Annotated in this window: 12 protein-coding genes; 4 read left to right on the plus strand and 8 right to left on the minus strand. The window is 63.1% G+C overall.

All coding sequences use genetic code 11. The features are described 5' to 3' along the window. Window positions 1-7: 7 nt before the first annotated feature. Complete coding sequence (locus tag DID99_RS17615; RefSeq protein ID WP_124667226.1) at window positions 8-2,437, minus strand: glycosyltransferase; 2,430 nt, start codon at window positions 2,435-2,437, stop codon at window positions 8-10. Between the two features lie 337 nt (window positions 2,438-2,774). Next, complete coding sequence (locus DID99_RS17620; protein WP_124667227.1) at window positions 2,775-4,106, minus strand: sulfotransferase family protein; 1,332 nt, start codon at window positions 4,104-4,106, stop codon at window positions 2,775-2,777. Between the two features lie 1,018 nt (window positions 4,107-5,124). Between DID99_RS17620 and DID99_RS17625 the strand changes: the two genes are divergently transcribed. Genes DID99_RS17625 through DID99_RS17640 form a run of 4 tightly spaced genes read left to right on the plus strand, consistent with a single transcriptional unit; the run spans window position 5,125 to window position 9,874 of the window. Then, window positions 5,125-5,994, plus strand: a complete 870-nt coding sequence (locus DID99_RS17625; RefSeq protein ID WP_260444603.1) for a glycosyltransferase family 2 protein — start codon at window positions 5,125-5,127, stop codon at window positions 5,992-5,994. Beyond that, window positions 5,991-6,956 carry an SDR family oxidoreductase gene (locus DID99_RS17630; protein ID WP_124667228.1) on the plus strand — a complete coding sequence of 322 codons (966 nt, stop codon included), beginning with the start codon at window positions 5,991-5,993 and terminating at the stop codon, window positions 6,954-6,956. Before DID99_RS17625 ends, DID99_RS17630 begins: the two co-directional genes overlap by 4 nt. Before the next feature lie 5 nt (window positions 6,957-6,961). Continuing rightward, window positions 6,962-7,978, plus strand: a complete 1,017-nt coding sequence (locus DID99_RS17635; RefSeq protein WP_124571697.1) for a glycosyltransferase family 4 protein — start codon at window positions 6,962-6,964, stop codon at window positions 7,976-7,978. Between the two features lie 12 nt (window positions 7,979-7,990). Then, a complete protein-coding gene (locus DID99_RS17640; protein WP_044846278.1) occupies window positions 7,991-9,874 on the plus strand; it encodes a nucleoside-diphosphate sugar epimerase/dehydratase in 1,884 nt (627 codons plus the stop codon). Window positions 9,875-9,956: 82 nt separating this feature from the next. On the opposite strand, the gene DID99_RS17645 is transcribed toward DID99_RS17640, so the two are convergent. From DID99_RS17645 to DID99_RS37600, 6 genes are all read right to left on the minus strand, one after another. Beyond that, entirely contained in the window at window positions 9,957-11,063 is a 1,107-nt protein-coding gene (locus DID99_RS17645) for a glycosyltransferase (protein WP_044846277.1), read from the minus strand. A 27-nt stretch (window positions 11,064-11,090) separates the two neighbouring features. Beyond that, window positions 11,091-12,113, minus strand: coding sequence for a UDP-glucose 4-epimerase GalE (gene galE, locus DID99_RS17650; protein WP_044846276.1), 1,023 nt, complete (start codon window positions 12,111-12,113; stop codon window positions 11,091-11,093). A 14-nt stretch (window positions 12,114-12,127) separates the two neighbouring features. Further along, on the minus strand, window positions 12,128-13,264 hold the full coding sequence (locus DID99_RS17655; RefSeq protein ID WP_124488763.1) for a glycosyltransferase family 4 protein: 1,137 nt from the start codon (window positions 13,262-13,264) through the stop codon (window positions 12,128-12,130). A 43-nt stretch (window positions 13,265-13,307) separates the two neighbouring features. Then, the gene (locus DID99_RS17660) at window positions 13,308-14,132 is read right to left on the minus strand and encodes a glycosyltransferase (RefSeq protein WP_044846274.1); all 825 of its coding nucleotides are present in this window, start codon (window positions 14,130-14,132) and stop codon (window positions 13,308-13,310) included. Next, window positions 14,129-15,385, minus strand: coding sequence for an oligosaccharide flippase family protein (locus tag DID99_RS17665; RefSeq protein ID WP_124571696.1), 1,257 nt, complete (start codon window positions 15,383-15,385; stop codon window positions 14,129-14,131). Before DID99_RS17665 ends, DID99_RS17660 begins: the two co-directional genes overlap by 4 nt. 103 nt (window positions 15,386-15,488) lie before the next feature. Next, window positions 15,489-15,681: hypothetical protein (locus DID99_RS37600; protein ID WP_221622538.1), on the minus strand; the 193-nt coding region annotated here is incomplete at its 5' end.

The following is a 15,681-nucleotide window of genomic DNA, read 5'->3' on the forward strand; positions in this document are numbered from 1 at the left end:
GCGTAGATCACCGCGAGGTTCGAATGCGATTGGCCAGGATGCGCACGGTCGGACGAAGTCCGTTTGTCCTGTAGAAATGGTGCAGACGTCGAATCTGTGCCAGATATGACGGGCCGATGATCGATTGCGCGGTTCCGATCTGCCAGATGGGCGATGCGAGAACGACGCCCAACTCGCGAATCGGAGGGTGTGTCAGCGGGACATCCTTCGCTAGTGCGCCAGGCGTATCGTCGAGCAACGCCGAATATTCCTTGCGAAGCAACTCGGCATGCCGGGAAAGTTGCGAGTAGTTTTCTTCGGTTGCGCCGCTCCGCAGCGACTCAAGCAGGTCCGGCGCGTTTGCGAGGGCGTGGATCGAATCGATGAGTGCGCCTTCGTCGTTCGGCTTGATCTTGATACCGTTCACCATGTGTGTGACGCGTTCGCCTAGGGCACCGATGTCCGCTACGATCGGTACCAGCCCGAACTGCCATGCCTCGGACAAGGTAAGGCAGTACGTTTCAGGCCAGATCGAAACGTGAAGGGATACTTGGCATTCACGAAGGGCGGCGGGTAATTTGCCGGCGTCGTACGCACCGTGAACGATGATGTTCTTGTGCTTGTTCTGGTTCGACAGCCACTCGTACTGCGGATCCACGCGCCCGAATATATGAAATTCGACGGGAGCGGTTGCGAGTGAGGGCAGCACTCGGGCGAGCACGTCGCCACCCTTCTGGAAGGTGAGATTACCAAGAAGCGCTATCTTCAGGGGGCGTGCCGCACGGTGTTGTCGCTGGATATTGCCGTCGGGGATCGGGACCGGCAGGATGCGCGTGTTCGGATGCTGTCGGACGGCTGGATAGATTCGCGCGAATGTTTGCCGGCTATATTCGGTATTGAATACAAGCATGTCCAGATGGCGCAGCACGTCGTTCCAGAAATTCCGGCGTACGGCCTGCGATCCGCTGGCGATATTGTGTTTGCTCTTCAGGCAAACATCGCATTGCGAAATCGAGACGTCGGGGGCGCCACAAAACTCCTGCTTGTACGACAGCAGGTTGAATTCGTGACAGGCGCCGAAGAAGTCATGCGCCGTGAATGCGGTCGGAATGCCGAGATGCTTTGCAACATGGACGAGCGACGGGGTGTGTCCGACGAAGTGATGGAAATGGACCAGATCGACGCCGTGATCGCGGAGCACTTCGCGGAACGCACGTTCACGTTCATCGCATATCAGTAGCGCGGGCGAGTAGCCGGCGCTGAACTCGTAACGCGCGAGTTCTTCGTAGCTATCCGAAAGTACACGGACCGAATTTTTTCGCCCACGCATTTCCGGTGCGTAAAACAGGATCTTCCAGTGTCCTCCCAACGATTGCTTTAGACGATCGAGATAGACTTCCACTCCGCCGAAATTTCCGCGGCTAGGAATGTTGTGGGTGACCAAGAGCAGCGTGTGAGTTTTATCCTGTTTCGATGTGACAGGCCTGATCGGCAGTGCGGCCGCGCGGATCAACATCGTATGGATTCGACAGTCGTACGTATGCTGCTCAAGTGCGCGTTTGCGAGCCGCCTCGGCGATCGTGTTGCGATACGGTCGGTTGTTGACGAGTTCGGTCGCTTTCTCCAGAAAATCCTGTTCCGACGAGAAAAGGATGACTTCCTTGCCGGGTTCGAAAGAATGGTCGACTTCCGCCAGCGACTCGTGAATCATTTGTGCGCCGCCAGCCAGAGCGGCTTCGAACAGGCGTGGTGGCGGTGTTTCCGCGAATTCTCGTCCGCCTGAGGCGGAAAAAACGCGAGGCAGCATCAGGGTGATGGCACTGCGATTGACGAATCGCGCAAAGTCGACCGGTGAGGTGCGCCATGAGAGGGCGCTTTCCGGCAGATCGACGCCATGCGGTGGCAGGAACTGGTTCGTGGGCAACGCGATCTTGCACTTCCAGTCGGTTGGAAAGCGCTTGAGGATCGAGCGAAGGAAAGCGCTCCGGTTTGGCCATGCCGTTCCGGCGAAAAACAGTTCATACCGTAACGGATGATCGACCGGGCAGACAGGGATCGAATGAAATTCGGTTGCGCCGGCGAGCGGCAGATGATGGCCCTTGACGCCGTATTCGTCAACGCTGGTCGAATCGTTCGTGAACACCAGATCGAAGTGCTCGGCATTCCGAACATTGACCTTAATCTCGTATGGATCTTCAGTTACCCACAGAACGGCCCGCCCACAGGCCCGGCCGAGTTGTGCGCACAACGTCGTATCCAGTTCTTCTCCATCGAACGCAATAAACAGATTGCATCGGTTCTTGACGGCGATAGACATGGCTTCGATAGGATCGGCTTTTGCCACGAATTCCACGTCTGGATGGCGCTTAAGTGCGCCCAGCACCGCAAGATAGATGTAATGGTTCGGGTTGCGATATTTCGTGTCAAGCAGGACGATTCGGAACTTGGCCGGATTCATTCGATACTCTCAGGCGATAGCGTCGAGATAACGCCTATTGTTTCCGTGGGGCTGGATCAACTGCGGTACACAGCGGTGAGGCTGCGTATTTTACCTTACGCCTCTTGTGACATGAGCCGGTGAAATCTGGCGGCGTGCCCCCGATATGACGGCGTGGGCGCGTTGTCGGAGGCGGTTCCGACGCGAGGACAGTCGACGCTCCTGGAAATGTCACAATGATGCTAGTGTTGCAACTGTTCGCAAATGGCCTTGCTTATCACGGCCGAGTCTGAGGAAGCATGATTCGCAGCACTCGATCGCCCGACGAACTGGGTAGGGGGCGTCGACGGTGGGCGACCTAGCGCCGCTTCAGGAGGCGGCCGACCGCGCGCAGCGGTGCAGTGACGTACCAACTCGTGGAGGCAAGGATATCCGTCTGTGACCGGTGCAGGCGGTCGATTTCCGTTTTCATCCGAACCTTTTCCAACTCGGCAGTCGCCAGTGCCCGGTGTGCATCATTCCGTTGCAAGTAGGCGTCGTCCCGTTGGAGGTAGGCGTCCTCCCGTTGCAGGTACGCGTTGTCCCGTTCCAAGTGTGCATTGTCGCGTTCCAGACGCAAAGCGTCCCGCTCCGAGCTTGTACGGTGAAGTGAATCGGTAAGTGACAACTGCTGCTGTTCGGATACACGGACTCTCTCGTCAAGCGAGGTCAGCATCACCTTCAGTGTTTCGAGTTCGTGTGTTCGGTTCCGAAGCGCTTCGTCGTTCACGCGTGCTGTGTCCAGTGCTGCGCGGAGCTGTCTGTCGAGCTGCCATTCATAGCGTAGAAGCGGCGCGATGTCGTCGAGGTAGGCACGTGCACTTTCCAATGCCGTGACGAGCACGGGATTGTCCAGGGGGAGCTTGTTTCGCACGGATTCGTCGAGCGCCGCGAACAACACCTTAACCTGCCGCGGCAACGAGTGCAGTAGTTCGAGATCTTTAGCGACAAATCGCGTGTGTCGAAGATCCTCATCGAGGAATTCCTGTTCGAACAAATCGATTTGGGATTCGAACAAATGCAATCCCAGTTCGGACGATATCCGTTCCAGTTCTTGACGCGGTGCGTTTAGCAGTGTGTCGTAACTGACGAGCGTCCGGGTGCTGCCTATGGTTGCTTCGAGCGCGTCCACCGTATGGGCAAGCCAGAGGATGTGGGTCTTCTCGTCAGCGAAGCCGTTGCGCTTCGACAGGGAATGCGCGACGCTGATCGGGTTGCGTACGGCTATGGCGTATACGACGCGAGATTGAAGGGTGGCGAAAATCGGTTGCCAGAACGCTGACAGTCGAGCGATGCGCGGATCCTTGAGTGCGAAAACTCGGCCGCTGCACTTGGCGCGCAGGATGGAGGCGGCCTTGACCCGAAGTTCGGCCAAGCGACGGCTGTCGATCGCACTCAAGTCGATCGACGTCATGGTGTCCCAGTCATAACCGGCCGCGTGCATGACCTCGATATTAATCTCGTTGATATCGAGGTCTTCGAAGAACCCCTTGTCGTTGATTCCTGCCGCCGCTGGCATCAACCGCGAACCAAGATCGGCACCGAGCGTTTCCATCGCTCGCGTAAGGACGCTTGTCCCGCTGCGGTGCATGCCGAGCACGACAATCAAGGTGGGTTGGACGGAGGCGGTGACCGACGCTGCGTTGGACATGAGGCGAATCGAGAATGGGTAATCGAGTAGCGGGGCGAGCCTGGACCTTCGACGAATCGGATGGACTCGATTCGGAAATCTGCCGGCTTCGTTGTATCAATCAAGCTGCGCAATCATATACCGACGGCCTGCCAGGCGCGTATCGTGCTCGAACGGTGCAATTGTACAAACAGTCTACGGGTGATCGAGCTGAGAGTTGGCCGGTTAGCAACGAATCGTTACGGCGCGTTACGTGAGCAGCGTCCGGAGTTGCTCGGCATCGCATTGTTTGAGCGTATCGGACAGCCGATTGGCTGAGTAGTCGCTTCCCAGATGAAATCCGGAGAGTCTCGCTCACGTGTCATCCGGCGGCCGAATGGGGGGCAGGCCTATCCTCGTGTCGAGAAATGGCTTCTACGTGAATGGTGGTGAATTGAGTCGAAGATTCCGGCCCGCAATTGAAGGGAATTCGACAGATGCGGTCAGTCCTGAGCGAATGATCTTTTCGTTCATCCCGGACGTCGATCCGAAGCTCACCTATGCGGATGTTGCTGCCGACCGTAGGTGTTGATGCTTCTGGCGAAGTAACACTCGCTGAATGCTTCAGTGGAGAATTGTAAAGTATCCCGAAATATATTTTCCGGAAAGTCGATGCGAAATGACGGCGGCGAGCATTGTGGTTGAACGATAACATTGAGTTGGGGGGAGACTGGAAAGGAAATTTACATCGATCAAATAGTGAGTGGCTTGTCGTGAACATGGCGGGGAAGTCCAGATCTGTTCAATCACCGGCTCAAATTCAAGCGTCACGGTTTTCCGCTACGATGTCTGACCTGCGTCAGGACCGTCTCTTGACGGATGTCGTGTTGTCCCGTGGCAGACATCGGCAGGGCGGATTTAATGGCACCGGATACGCGCGGGACGAGAGTCAACGTGTTGGCTCCCGGGTGAGGCATGCTTGTGAAAATTGGACATGTCCACCTCAAGGGGGCGACGAATGTGGCACACTTGCCCGTGGCCTCATGGATCCTGCTAAAACGTGGTTTCTCCTTCCTCCGAGTCTCTTCTCCCCCGTTCGCCTACGTCGAAAGACGAGGTACTGTCGATTTCCGTAGTGACCTTTCACTCCGATGCGGCGATGCTCGTGCAGACCTTCTCGAGCCTGCTCGCCGCATGCCGCGAATTGCGCGAGAAGCGCCCTGGGCTTGCCGTTCGTGTATTTTTGATCGACAACGGCGGGGACATGGCAACACTGACAGCCACTCGAAATACCTTTCTTGACGCGGGCCTTGAATGCAGCGTGCTGACAGGTCACGGCAACATCGGTTATGCACGGGGACATAATCTGTCGATCGGCGTGGTTGGGGGTGACTATCATCTCGTCCTCAATCCCGATATCGACATGGCTCCCGATGCATTGGACCAAGCGCTTGACTTTCTCGACTCGCATCCGGACGCCGGATTGCTGACGCCGCGCATCGGCGATGAGAGAGGGGACATTCAGTATTTGTGTCGCCGTTTCCCGGTCTTATTCGATCTTTTCGCACGGGGTTTTTTGCCTGCTCGTATCCGGCAGCTTTTCCATGACCGCCTCGCCCACTACGAAATGCGCGACGTGATCAACGATCACGACATCGTCTGGGATCCACCCATCGTCAGCGGCTGCTTCATGCTGTTCCGCACCGAAGTGCTGAAGAAACTGGGCGGTTTCGACCCGCGCTATTTCCTCTACTTCGAGGACTACGATCTCAGCCTGCGGACGCACGATGTCGCGCGCGTCGCGTATGTGCCGTCGGTCCGCGTGATCCATCACGGCGGCGGCGCGTCCCGCAAGGGCTTCGCCCACATCCGCATGTTCGCTGCGTCGGCGTTCAAGTTCTACAACCGTTTCGGCTGGAGGCTGTGGTGACCCATCTCGTCGTGACCGGTGCGAACGGCTTCGTCGGCCGCGCGGTATGCCGCCGCGCGCTGGAGGCCGGGCATACCGTGACCGCCCTGGTGAGGCGTCCGGGCGCAACCATCGAAGGCGTGCGTGAATGGGTGCACGACGCAACCGATTTCGAAGGCCTCGACGAGGGATGGCCAGCGGATCTTGCAGCCGACTGCGTCATTCATCTCGCGGCACGCGTGCACGTGATGCGCGACGAGTCGCCAGACCCCGACGCCGCATTCGACGCGACCAACGTCGCCGGTACCTTGCGTCTCGCTAAAGCCGCGCGCCAGCATGGCGTGCGCCGCATCGTTTACGCGAGCAGCATCAAGGCGGTCGGCGAGAGCGACGGCGGGGTACCGCTGTCGGAAGCGGCGAGTCCCGACCCGCAGGATGCCTACGGCCGCTCGAAGCTGCGCGCGGAGCGGCAGCTGGCACAGTTCGGTGCGGCGAACGGGCTCGACGTCGTGGTCGTTCGGCCGCCGCTGGTTTACGGTCCGGCGGTGCGTGCGAACTTCCTGCGCATGATGGACGCAGTTGCGCGCGGGATGCCGCTGCCGCTCGGTTCCATCCCGGCACGCCGCAGCATCGTCTACGTCGACAACCTGGCCGACGCACTGCTGCAATGCGCGATCGATCCACGCGCGGCCGGAGAATGCTTCCACGTCGCCGACGACGACGCGCCGTCGGTCACGGGCCTGTTGCGCCTGGTCGGCGACGCGCTCGGCAAGCCGGCGCGGCTGATCGCCGTCCCGTCCGCCGTGTTGCGGGCGCTCGGCGCATTGACCGGCCGCCGCGCGGCGATCGACCGCCTGACCGGCAGCCTCCAGCTCGATACGGGCCGGATCACGCGCGTGCTCGACTGGCATCCGCCTTATACGACAAGACAAGGCCTCGAAGCGACGGCCGCATGGTATCGTTCGCGCAACACACAACAATAATCGCCATGTTTCTCCCGATATCCACGTGGCCCGAAGCGGCCGCGGTGGCGCTGGCCGCAGCCATCGCGTCCACGGCCATCCTGCGCATGCTGCTCGCGACCGGCCTCGCGTGGCGCCTTGCCACCGACATTCCGAACGACCGTTCGCTCCATACGCTGCCGACGCCGCGCGTCGGCGGATGGGGCATCGTACCGGTCTGCGTCGTTGCGCTGCTCGCGCTGGCGCCGCACTTGTGGCTGATCGCCGTCGCCGCCGCCGGACTCGCCGCGATGTCGCAGATCGACGACCGGCGCGGGCTGCCCGCCCGCGTGCGGTTCTCGGCGCACCTCGCGGCGGTCGTCGCGCTGATCGCCGTGTTCCCGGCCGACGCACCGTGGTGGCTGCTGGTCGGCATCGGCTTCGCGATGGTGTGGCTGACGAACCTGTACAACTTCATGGACGGCGCCGACGGCCTCGCGGGCGGCATGGCGCTGTTCGGCTTCGGCGCATATGCGGTCGCGGCGCTGACCGGCCCGATGCCGTCACCGGATCTGGCCGTGGCCGGCTCGGCTGTCGCCGGCGCCGCGCTCGGCTTTCTGCTGCTGAACTTCCATCCGGCCCGGCTGTTTCTCGGCGATGCGGGTTCGATTCCGCTCGGATTCCTGGCTGGTGCGCTCGGCTATTGGGGCTGGCGGGCCGGCGTCTGGCCGATCTGGTTCCCGGCGCTGGTGTTCGCGCCCTTTATTGCCGACGCATCTGTAACACTTTTGAGACGTCTGTTACGTGGCGAAAAGTTCTGGCAAGCGCACCGGGAGCATTATTATCAAAGGATGGTCCGGGCGGGCGTAGGTCACCGTCGGACCGCTCTTTATTGGTACCTCATCATGCTCGCGGGCATAATCGTCGCCGTGTGGGCAAAGGGCCGCCCGGAACTGCAGCAGTGGCTGTCGTTCTTCGCGTGGTACGGCGTCCTGGCATGTATCGGACTGGTAATCGACATGCGCTGGCGCCGGTTTCAGTCGGCCGCCGAAAATAACTCTTGAGGTTTCCTGCCGATGTTGCGATCCAAAGCATCATGGCTTTCGCTGAGCGCTTTCCTGTTTGACCTGACGGCGGTCACCGCCGCGTGGTTGTTCGCCTATCTCGTCCGATTCAACGGCAGCGTTCCGTCCGATTTCATGGGCGGCGCGCTGACGGCGCTCGTCTGGGTGCTGCCGGTCTACGCGCTGATGTTCCACGTGTTCGGCCTGTATCGCGGCCTGTGGGTGTTCGCGAGCCTTCCGGACCTGGTTCGGATTTCGAAGGCGGTGATTGGCGGCGGCGTGATCGTGATGATCGGCGCCGTGATGTTCCAGCCATCGCCGATCATCCCGCGTTCGGTGCTGCTCGTGTCGCCGCTGATGCTGTTCCTCGCGATGGGCGGCGCCCGCGCGCTGTACCGCGCAACGAAGGAGTTCTACCTGTACGGCGGGCTCGTCGGGCAGGGCAAGCCGGTGCTCGTGCTCGGCGCCGGCACGGCCGGCGCGAGCCTCGCGCGCGAACTGTCGCGGTCGGGGGAATGGCGTCTGGTGGGCCTCCTCGACGACGATCCGACCAAGCAGGGGCGCGAGATCTACGGCTACAAGGTGCTCGGCTCGTTCAACGACCTGAAGCACTGGACCGATGCGATGAAGGTCGAATACGCGATCATCGCGATTCCGTCGGCATCCGTTGAAACACAGCGCCGCGTTGCGACATTGTGCGTGCGCGCCGGCGTGAAGGCGATGGTGCTGCCGTCGCTGACCGCGCTGATGCCGGGGCAGGGGTTCCTGTCGCAGGTGCGCAATATCGATCTCGAGGACTTGCTCGGACGCGATGCCGTCACGATCGACACGCCGCACGTCGAGGCGCTGCTGCGCGGCCGCGTCGTGATGGTAACCGGCGCGGGCGGTTCGATCGGTTCCGAGCTGTGCCGGCAGATCCTACGTTTCAAGCCGGCGCAACTGGTCGCGTTCGATCTCTCCGAATATGCGATGTACCGGCTCGCCGAGGAACTGCGCGAGCGCTTCCCCGACCAGCCTGTCGTACCGATCATCGGCGACGCGAAGGATTCGCTGCTGCTCGACCAGGTGATGTCGCGCTATGCGCCGCATATCGTTTTCCACGCGGCCGCGTACAAGCACGTGCCGCTGATGGAGGAGCACAACGCGTGGCAGGCGCTGCGCAACAACGTGCTGGGCACCTATCGCGTCGCCCGCTCGGCGATCCGCCACAACGTGCGCCATTTCGTGCTGATTTCGACCGACAAGGCCGTCAATCCGACCAATGTGATGGGCGCGAGCAAGCGGCTCGCGGAGATGGCGTGCCAGGCGTTGCAGCAGACGAGCGAAGGCACGCAGTTCGAGACGGTGCGTTTCGGCAACGTGCTCGGCAGCGCCGGCAGCGTGATCCCGAAGTTCCAGCAGCAGATCGCGAAGGGCGGCCCGGTGACGGTCACGCATCCCGAGATCACGCGCTTCTTCATGACGATTCCTGAAGCGTCGCAACTCGTGCTGCAGGCGTCGAGCATGGGGCACGGCGGCGAGATCTTCATTCTCGACATGGGCGAGCCGGTCAAGATCGTGGATCTCGCGCGCGATCTGATCCGTCTCTACGGCTTCTCGGAAGGGCAGATCCGGATCGAATTCACGGGGCTGCGTCCGGGCGAGAAACTCTACGAGGAACTGCTCGCGGACGACGAGACGACCACGCGCACGCCGCATCCGAAGCTGCGGATCGCGCGGGCCCGGGAAGTGCCGGACCATCTGCTCGACGAGCTGTTGCCGTGGCTGATGCAGCACCGCGTGCTGAGCGACGACGAGGTGCGGCGGGATCTGCGGCGCTGGGTGCCGGAATATCAGACGACCGTCGCCCCGGTGCTGCAGAGCGTGCCGATGGCGCGAGCCGTATCGAACGAATGAGCGCTCGCGGACGCCGCCCACGTTGGCCCCGAGCATGAAAAAAGCGCCCCACGAGGCGCTTTTTTCGTTTTGGGTGCTGGACTCACTGCCCGCGTCTTTCCTTTCTCACCACCATCCACCGCGGCACCTTGAACCTGACGATGCTGAGATAAAGCCACACATACGTCAGCGCGAACAGCACGACAAAAACGAACAGGTGCACCGTGTGCCGCCAGAACAGCGTCGCCGGAATCACCGCAACGAGGCACAGCAGCCAAAGATAAGGCGACGTCAGCGAATTGCGCCGCGTGAGGTCGTGCGCATGCTTCGTCCCGACGGCCCAGCGCATCAGCCGCTTGTACACGAGCATATGAAGATGCACGCCGTCCGGAATCCCCGGCGACATCCCGCGGATGAACTTCTTCCGGTAGATCGAGAAACACGTCTCGAAGATCGGATACATGAACAGCAGCACCGGATACCACGCCGACACTTCGCGATTGCGCATCACCAGCATGATCGCGAGTTCGGCGAGCATGAAGCCGATGAAATACGCGCCGCCGTCGCCGAGGAAGATCAGCCCCGCAGGGAAATTCCACAGGAAGAAGCCGAGCACGGCGCCCATCATGATGATCGACGCCGACATCACGACCGGGTCGTTGACGTGGAATGCGACATACGCAAGCGACGCGAACATCATGAAGCTGACCATCGACGCGAGGCCGTTGAAGCCGTCGATGATGTTGATCGCGTTGGCCAGCGCCGCGACCGCGAGCACCGTGATGAACGCCGAAATGGCCACGTAGCCGAGCAGGAAGTCGAGCGGCGGCACGCTGATCCGCTTGACCGCGATGCCCAGCAGCCAGAACGCCAGCGCGGCCGCGCCCATCGTGCAGAGCAGCCGCGCGCGCGGCGACACGCGCTTGGTCAGGTCCTCGACGAGGCCCGACAGGAACGCCGGCATCCCGCACGCGACGATCCCGAGAATGCTGCCGGCGATCGTCGGATAGCGCCGCGACACGAGTAGCGCGGCAATGACGACCCCGGCGAGGATCCCGATGCCCCCGACACGCGGCACCGGCCGTACGTGGAATTTCTGCACGCCGGCCAGGTCGCTGTCGACCGAGAATTTCTCGTGCAGATGCGCATAGCGCACGATGAACAACGTGACGAGCAGGGAGACGATGAAGCCGGACGCGAAGCTGAGCATGGGATCGCTCGAAAAATGGACAGCGGATTATACAAAACCGCGGGGGTTCCCCTCCTGCCATTTCCAGTGGTCGGCGCACATCTCGTCGATCCCGAGCGTCGCGCGCCAGCCGATGAGGTCGGCCGCGGCCTGCGGATTCGCGTAGCACTCGGCGATGTCGCCCGGGCGGCGCGCGACGAGTTCATACGGCACCGGGCGGCCCGACGCCTTCTCGAACGCGCGCACGACTTCCAGCACGCTGTAGCCCTGGCCGGTGCCGAGGTTCACGACGAAGCTCGCATCGCGCTTCGCGAGCGCGTCGAGCGCGGCGATGTGCCCCTTCGCGAGATCGACGACGTGGATGTAGTCGCGCACGCCGGTGCCGTCCGGCGTCGGGTAGTCGGAGCCGAACACGCGCAGCTTCTCGAGCTTGCCGACCGCGACCTGCGCGACGTACGGCATCAGGTTGTTCGGGATGCCGGCCGGATCCTCGCCGATCAGCCCGCTCGCATGCGCGCCGACCGGGTTGAAGTAGCGCAGCGTCGCGATGCGCCACGACGGGTCCGATACCTCGAGATCGCGCAGGACCTGCTCGGCGATCAGCTTCGACTGGCCGTACGGGTTGGTGGCCGACAACGGGAACGATTCGTCGATCGGCGAGCGCTCCGGCACGCCGTACACGGTCGCCGACGAGCTGAACACGAACTGCCGGACGTTGCGCTCGCGCATGATCTTGAGCACCGAGAGCAGCCCGCCAAGGTTGTTCTGGTAATACTCGAGCGGCTTCGCGACCGATTCGCCGACCGCCTTGAGCGCCGCGAAATGGATCGTGCCCGTGATCGGATGCGCGTCGAACACCTTCGCGAGCGCGGCTTCGTCGCACACGTCGACCTGGTGGAACGCGGGCGTCCTGCCGGTGATCCGCTCGATGCGCCGGACGGACTCGGCCTTGCTGTTGACGAGGTTGTCGACGATCACGACATCGTAGCCGTTGTCGAGCAGCTCGACGGCCGTATGCGAGCCGATATAGCCCGCACCGCCGGTAACGAGGATGGTGCCTTTAGCGGTCATGCTGATGCGCTCCTTCAGAGTGTGATGCCGGTCAATGTATGAATGGTCTGCCGGTAGCGTTCGACGACTTGCTGCTCGTCGAATTCCGCGCTCACCTTGCGGCGGCCGCACGCGCCCATCGCGTCGCGTCCGGCGGTCCCGAGTTCGATCATGCGGATCAGCTGCTCCGCGAGGCTCGCACTGTCGCGCACGCGGCACAGGAAGCCGGTTTCGCCGTCGGCGACGACGTCGCGGCAACCCGGCACGTCGGTCGCGACGATCGGGCGGCCCATCGCGGACGCTTCCATCAGCGTGCGCGGCACGCCCTCGCGGTACGACGGCAGCACGACGCAGTCGGCCGCCGCGATGTGCGGGCGCACGTCGTGCGCCTCGCCAAGATACTCGACGACGCCTTCGCCGACCCACGCGTCGACGTCCGCGCGGCCGATCGCGCTCGGATTGTCGACGCCGAGCGGCCCGAGCAGCTGGAAGCGCGCGTCCGGGTAGCGATCCCGCACGACGCGCGCGGCCTCGACGTATTCGCGCACGCCCTTGTCCCACAGCAGCCGGCCGATCAGGATGAACACGGGGCCACGGCCGGCGGGCAGCGGCACCGGCGCGAACTGGTCGAGATCGACGCCTTCGCCGTGCAGCAGCCGCGCGCGCTCGGGGTGCGCGAGCAGCTGCTCGTCGGTGAAGGTCGCGAGATCGTCGCGGTTCAGGAACCAGACTTCACGCGGAAAGCGGAACGCGAACCGGTACAGGCGCTTCGCGACGCTCGCCGCACGGCTTTTCTGGATGAACACATAGCCGAGGCCGGTCGTGACCGCGATCGACGGCACGCGCGCGAGCCACGCGGCGATCGACCCGTAGATGTTCGGCTTGATCGTGTAATGGAACACGAGATCGGGCTCGAGCGCGCGGTAATGGCGCACCAGCGCGGCAAGCGTGCCGAGATCCTCGCGCGGGCTCGTGCCTTTCGACGCGACGGCGAGCGCGACGTAGCGGCAGCCCATCTGCTCGAGCAGCGGCACCGTGCGGTCGTGCGGCGCGATCACGATGACCTCGGCGCCGCGGGCGACGAGCGCACGGATCAGCCCGTGGCGGTACGTGTAGATCGCCCAGGCCGTGTTGCAGACGAGCGCGATGCGCAGCGAGGAGGTAGCGGACATGAAAAAAAGCAAAAAATAAAGCGTCGAAAATGCCGGAGGCGGGCTACGCGGACGGCCGCGCCGCGAACAGCGTCTGCTTGATCCGCTGCAGCGTACGGTACGGCGTCACGAAATGCAGCAGGTTCTTGGCGAGGCCGGCCCAGTCGTACGGGTTCAGCACGTTGAAGTGCCGCAGCAGCAGCGATAGCGTCGATATCAGCTGGCGGCGGCGCTTGGTCGCGCTGATCCCGCCCTCGTTGAGCTCGTAGTAGAGGCCGAGCTCGGGCAGGTTCGCGCAATCGTAGCGTTGCATTAACCGTAAAAAAAGATCGAGATCCTCGGCCGCGCGATACTTCGCGCGGTAATTGCCGACTTCGCGCACGGCGTCGATGCGCAGCATGACCGACGGATGCACGAGCGGCGAGCGCAGGAAGCGCGTGCGGCGCAGCGTGCGCGGGTCGGCGGGCGGGGTCAGCATGAAGCGCGGCTCGCCGGCACGCGACACGACCTGGGTCCACATGCCGACGCAGGCCACGCGCGGGTGCGCATCGAGATACGCGCGCTGCTTCGCGAGGCGCCGCGGCGCGGCGAGGTCGCCGGCGTCGATGCGGGCCGCGAAGCGGAAGCCGCGCGCCGCGAGCGCGTCGATGCCGGCCTCGAGCGCGCGCTCGATGCCGCCGTTGCGCGGCATGCGCAGCACCTCGACCGCAAGGCCGGGCAGGTCGGGCGCCACGATCGGCGGCGTGCTGCCGTCATCGACGATCAGCACGTGCACCGGCGCGTCCTCGCGAAACGACGCGAGGGTGCGCACGACGTCGTCGTGGCCGTTGTAGGCCGGCATCAGCACGGCCACGTCGTCGAGCGGGGGCGGGCAATCGGGAGACGTCATGGGCGCAGCTTGAAACGAATGTAATAAAAATTAACGGCGGCGGCGGCGAGATAGCCGGCCGCCAGCCCGACGAGCGCGCCGTACAGGCCGAGCCGGGGGATGGCGAACACGTTGACGAGCGCGGCGATCGCGAGCGCGAGCACCCATTTCGCCAGCAACACGAATTTTGCTTGATATTTGAGAACGATAAGATTGCCTATCGCCTCGATGCCGGCCGGCACGGACAGCCAGACCGCCCAGCGGAAGATGTCGACCGACGCCTCGTAGCCGCGGCCGAACACCTTGCCGACGATGAGCGGCGCGGCCGCGTCCAGCACCAGCGCGCCGGCCGTCATCAGGCCGGCGGTCATCGCGATCAGCCGGACGATGTTGCGGCGCAGCCGCGCGACGTCCTGCACGCGGTACACGAACGCGGGCGCGATGGTCTGCGCGAGCATCAGCGCGAGCGTGATCCAGTTCTCGTTGAGCTGCTGGGCCGCCGAGTAGCGGCCGAGGTCGGCGAACGACACGTGACGCTCGAGCATCAGGCGGTCGAGCTTCAGGAACAGGTACATGCAGATCAGGCCGAGCCAGAACACGGTGCCGGCGGTGGCAAAGTGCCTGAACAGCGGTTTGTCGAACGTCCAGCCGAGCGCGCCGCCGTTACGATGGCGGAAGTAGAGGAGCAGCGCGAAGCCGATCACGGCGGCCTCCAGCGCCCACAGCCACGCGAAGCGGGCAGGGCCGGCGGCCGCACGGACCAGCAGCCAGACGAGCAGCGCCTTCGCCAGCGCGGTGAGCATGCTGGTCACGAGCTGCGGCTTGCTGTAGGTCAGGCTCTGCAGCCACGCGTTGATCACGCCGACGAACGGCTCGCGGAACACCATCGTGACCGCGAGGCCCGCGAGCATCGCGCCGACCAGCGGGTCGAACGCGCCGGCGCCGATCGCGATCCAGGTCGCGACGAGCGCGATGGCGGACACGCCGATGCGCAGCACGAAGGCGCTGCCGAGCACCGCGCCGAGTTGCGCGGGCGGGCGCTGGACGATGGTCGGAACCAGGATTTCGGCGCCGCACACCCAGGTGAGCGGCGCCAGTACGAGGAGAAGCGTATTCGCATACTGCCATTTGCCGAACACGTCCGGCCCGAAATAACGGGCCAGAAGACCGCTGATCGCGATCGCGACGCCGATCTGCGTGAGCCGTTCGAGCCCCAGCCAGACGAGATTCGCGACGGCCTTCGCGACGTCCGGGTTGCCGAATCGCTTCAGCATGCGGGGCAGCCGCGCGAGCGGGAGGCGGCCGGCAGGGCGCCCGAAGGCGGCGGGTTGGCGGCGGCGGAGCGGCTAGGCATTAAAATGGACAAAATACGCGTCATCAAAACCCGCGATTATAAGTGGGATCGGGGCCGCTCCAGCCGTCCCGTTCCTTGTTCCGCAAGGCCCGCATGTACGATGGCCGGCATGCGCGAAAGGCGGCCAGATTATTTTCCATGCACGCAACCCAGAGAGAATCGATGATCTCCCAATCCATCTTCAAGGCATATGACATTCGCGGTGTGGTCGGCAAG

The sequence above is a fragment of the Burkholderia sp. Bp8986 genome (assembly GCF_003854225.1).
Taxonomy (GTDB): Bacteria; Pseudomonadota; Gammaproteobacteria; order Burkholderiales; family Burkholderiaceae; genus Burkholderia.